A 3232-nucleotide genomic window follows, 5' to 3' on the forward strand; every position below is an offset into this window, starting at 1 on the left:
CGACGTCCGCGTCGAGGTAGAGGCGCGGGAAGGCGCGGCAGGCGGCGTCACCCAGCCGCAGCGCGCCCGCCTTGCCGCCCGTCGGCGTCTCGACGACCCGCACCCCGGCGGCGCGGGCCACCTCCGCCGTCCGGTCGGAGCAGGCGTTCGCCACCACCACGACGTCGAACTCGCCCGGCTCCGCCCCGCCCAGCAGGGCGGCGAGCCCCGCCCCGAGCACGGCCTCCTCGTTGTGGGCGGGGATCACGACACTCGCGATGGGACGCACCGGACGGCCCCTTCCGGAAGGACGTTGCGATGAGGACATTGCGATGAGAGTGGAGACGACCCCGCTCAAGGGGGTGCTGCTGTTCGTGCCGGAGCCGCATCGGGACGAGCGCGGCCTGTTCACCAGGACGTTCGACGCGGTGGTCGCGGCGGAGCACGGGCTGGACCCGGCGGCGTTCGTGCAGGACAGCCAGTCGCGCTCGGTCGCCGGCACGATCCGCGGCATGCACGGGCGCTCGGGCCGTGGCGAGGCCAAGCTGGTGCGGTGCGCCCGCGGGGCGGTGCACGACGTGCTGGTGGACATCCGGCCGGACTCGCCGACGTTCGGGCGGCAGACCTCGGTACGGCTGGACGACCGGGCGTTCGTCACCCTGTACGTGCCCGCGGGGTTCCTGCACGGCTTCCAGGCGCTGACCGGCGAGGCGGACGTGTGCTACCGCATCGACAGGGAGCACGATCCGGCGGAGGATCTCTCCGTGCGCTACGACGACCCCGATCTGGCGATCGGCTGGCCGCGGCCGGTCACCGCGATCAGCCCGCGCGACCTCCGGGCCGGCTCGTGGGCGGGGCTGACCGGGCGTCTCGGTGTCGGCTAGGGGAGGACGATCCATGCGAAGGGCACTGGTGACGGCGGCGGCGCTGCTGTCGCTGACCGCGTGCGCCGGCCTGCCCGGCACGGCCGCGCCCGGGCCGACCGTGACGGTGACGGTCACCGCCGCGGCCTCTCCGGTCTCTCCGCCGACCGGCCCGGCGCGGAGCAGCCCGCCGTCGAGCCCGACCGGCACGAGGTCGGGGGGAAGGGCCAAGCCCACGCCCAGCGAGAAGTACACCGACGCCGCCAGGCCGGTCGTCGCCCCCGGCGGCAGGAAGTGCCCCGACCACCCCACCCCCGCGTGCACCGGCCTGCCCCCCGGCACGAAGCTACGCAAGATGGAGCCCAACGACGGCCCCGCCTACCGGGTGCGGAAGGCGGGCACCGTGCTCGACGGCGTGCACATCACCCAGGACCTGCTCATCGCCGCCGACAACGTCAAGATCCTCAACAGCCGGATCGACGGCGGCATCATGGCCGAGTTCGACGGCCGCCACTACGTCTACAGCGTCGCCGACACCACGATCGGCCCCGAGAAGGGCTGCCTGACCGCGCCCGCCGTCGGAGCCGCCAACTACACGGTCGAGAGGGTGCTCATCCGCGGCCACGCCGACGGCTTCCGCGACTCGGGCGACAGCATCGTGATCAAGGACTCGTACGCCAGGCTCTGCGCCGAGCCGGGCCGCAACTACTCCGACGGCCTGCAGACGTACAACGCCGGGCGCGGCCTGCTGCTCGACCACACCACGCTCGACATGCGCGGCGTCGTGGCGCACAACTCGCCCATCTTCTTCAACGACAAGCCGGACGGCACGCGCGACGTGACCATCACCAACAACCTGGTCATGGGCGGCAACTTCACGATCCAGCTGCACAACATCCACGGCCGGCTGGTCGTCCAGAACAACCGGGTGGTGGACCGCACGTGGGAGTTCGCCCCGGTCTCCGGCGACTGCCTCGACACCATCCGGTGGGCCAACAACCACATCGTGACCATCGACGCCCATTACCGGGTGACCTCGATCGTCCGGCCGCTGACCTGCAACGGCGACTGAGCGGCGCCGGGACCGTCCTCGGCGATCCGCAGCAGCGCCCCCGTGGCCCCGGCCAGCAGGAACGTCAGCCCGCTGACCATCGCGAAGGACAGCAGGTCGAACGTCGCCGCGCCGAGCACCGGCACGACCAGGCAGGCCGACAGGGTCAGGCCCAGCTCCCGGACACCCTGGTCGGAGCTGAGACGGCGGGCCCGCAGACCGCAGACGAACGCGCACGCGAACATCCCGAGGAACGCGGCGACGCCGATCAGGCCGGTGTCGATCGCCGACTGGATGTACTGGTTGTCGAAGACCTGATACTTGGGCGCGTACCAGGTGCCCATGCCGCGCCCGAGCCACGGGTGCCTGGCGATCTCGGCGGCGGCGAGCCCGTAGTCGTGGGTGCGGTAGCCGATGCTGCTGTCGTTGAAGAAGTTCTCGAACAGCCCGAAGATCGTGCCGAGCAGGCCGGGGGCGAGCACCTTGATCACCGCGAGGAACCCGCCCATGACCAGCAGCGCGCGCAGGCGCCGCCGGGCGGGCCAGCCGAGCATGACCACGGCTCCGGCCCCCGCCAGGCCGAGGACGGCCGAGCGCGACACGGAGAACATCAGCCCGCTGCCGATCAGCGCCGCGCAGAGCCACCACCGCCAGGCCGGACGGCCCAGCTCGCGGGCGCGCAGCCCGTAGTGCGCGGCCAGCGGCAGGATCATCGCGCAGACCACGCCGAACTCGATCGGGTGGGCGGCCGTCCCGGCGACCCGGCGCAGCGCGTTGCGGGAGAAGACGAACTGGTCCTCGATGGCGAAGCGCAGCCCGGGGAGCGCCAGATACCTGGTCAGGTCGAGGTTGAACAGGAACTGCAGCGCGCCCACCAGCGCCATGAGCGCGCCCGCGACCACGACCGTCCTGAGCACGAGGTCCAGCCGGTCGAGCGCGCGGACCCCGTCGCACACCGCCAGGGCGATGCCCACGTTGGCCAGCACCAGCACGATCGCGTGGTCGGCCATGTTGATCTCGTCCGACGGCAGGTAGCCGTAGGTGGCGTACCCGTAGGCGGCCGCCGCGGACAGGGCGTAGCAGAACAGGGCAGTACGCACGGGGTTGCGCCCCTTGGCCGCCCCCAGCGTGCGGGTGAGCTGCGAGCAGAGCCAGAGCAGGGCGGCGACGAGCGCCAGGACGTTGGCGACCGACAGCGCGATGGGCAGGCCGCGGATGATCATGCGGGCCGGGATCAGCATCAGCGTGACGACGAACAGGCAGGCCACGGTGGCCGCGTCCGCCCGGCGCGGCACGCCCGGCGGCGGCGCGCCAGGCCAGGCCACGCCAGTCCAGGCCA

4 protein-coding genes are annotated in these 3232 nt (G+C 72.5%); 2 read left to right on the forward strand and 2 right to left on the reverse strand.

Going from position 1 to position 3232, the window contains the following annotated elements:
- Positions 1–268 (reverse strand): glycosyltransferase (locus tag DQW85_RS25485; protein WP_205315402.1); only part of this gene is annotated, 268 nt, incomplete at its 3' end.
- A 43-nt stretch (positions 269–311) separates the two neighbouring features.
- Between DQW85_RS25485 and DQW85_RS25490 the strand changes: the two genes are divergently transcribed.
- Positions 312–863 (forward strand): dTDP-4-dehydrorhamnose 3,5-epimerase family protein, encoded by a 552-nt coding sequence (locus tag DQW85_RS25490; RefSeq protein ID WP_113702500.1) that lies wholly within the window; start codon positions 312–314, stop codon positions 861–863.
- Positions 864–876: 13 nt separating this feature from the next.
- Complete coding sequence (locus DQW85_RS25495) at positions 877–1914, forward strand: hypothetical protein (protein WP_162795368.1); 1038 nt, start codon at positions 877–879, stop codon at positions 1912–1914.
- Here the strand turns inward: DQW85_RS25495 and DQW85_RS25500 are convergent.
- The coding region (locus DQW85_RS25500; RefSeq protein ID WP_338043418.1) for an O-antigen ligase family protein at positions 1866–3232 on the reverse strand (1367 nt) is incomplete at its 5' end. The two genes, DQW85_RS25495 and DQW85_RS25500, sit on opposite strands and share 49 nt — an antisense overlap.

The sequence above is a fragment of the Nonomuraea lactucae genome (assembly GCF_003313395.1).
Classification (GTDB): Bacteria; Actinomycetota; Actinomycetes; order Streptosporangiales; family Streptosporangiaceae; genus Nonomuraea; species Nonomuraea lactucae.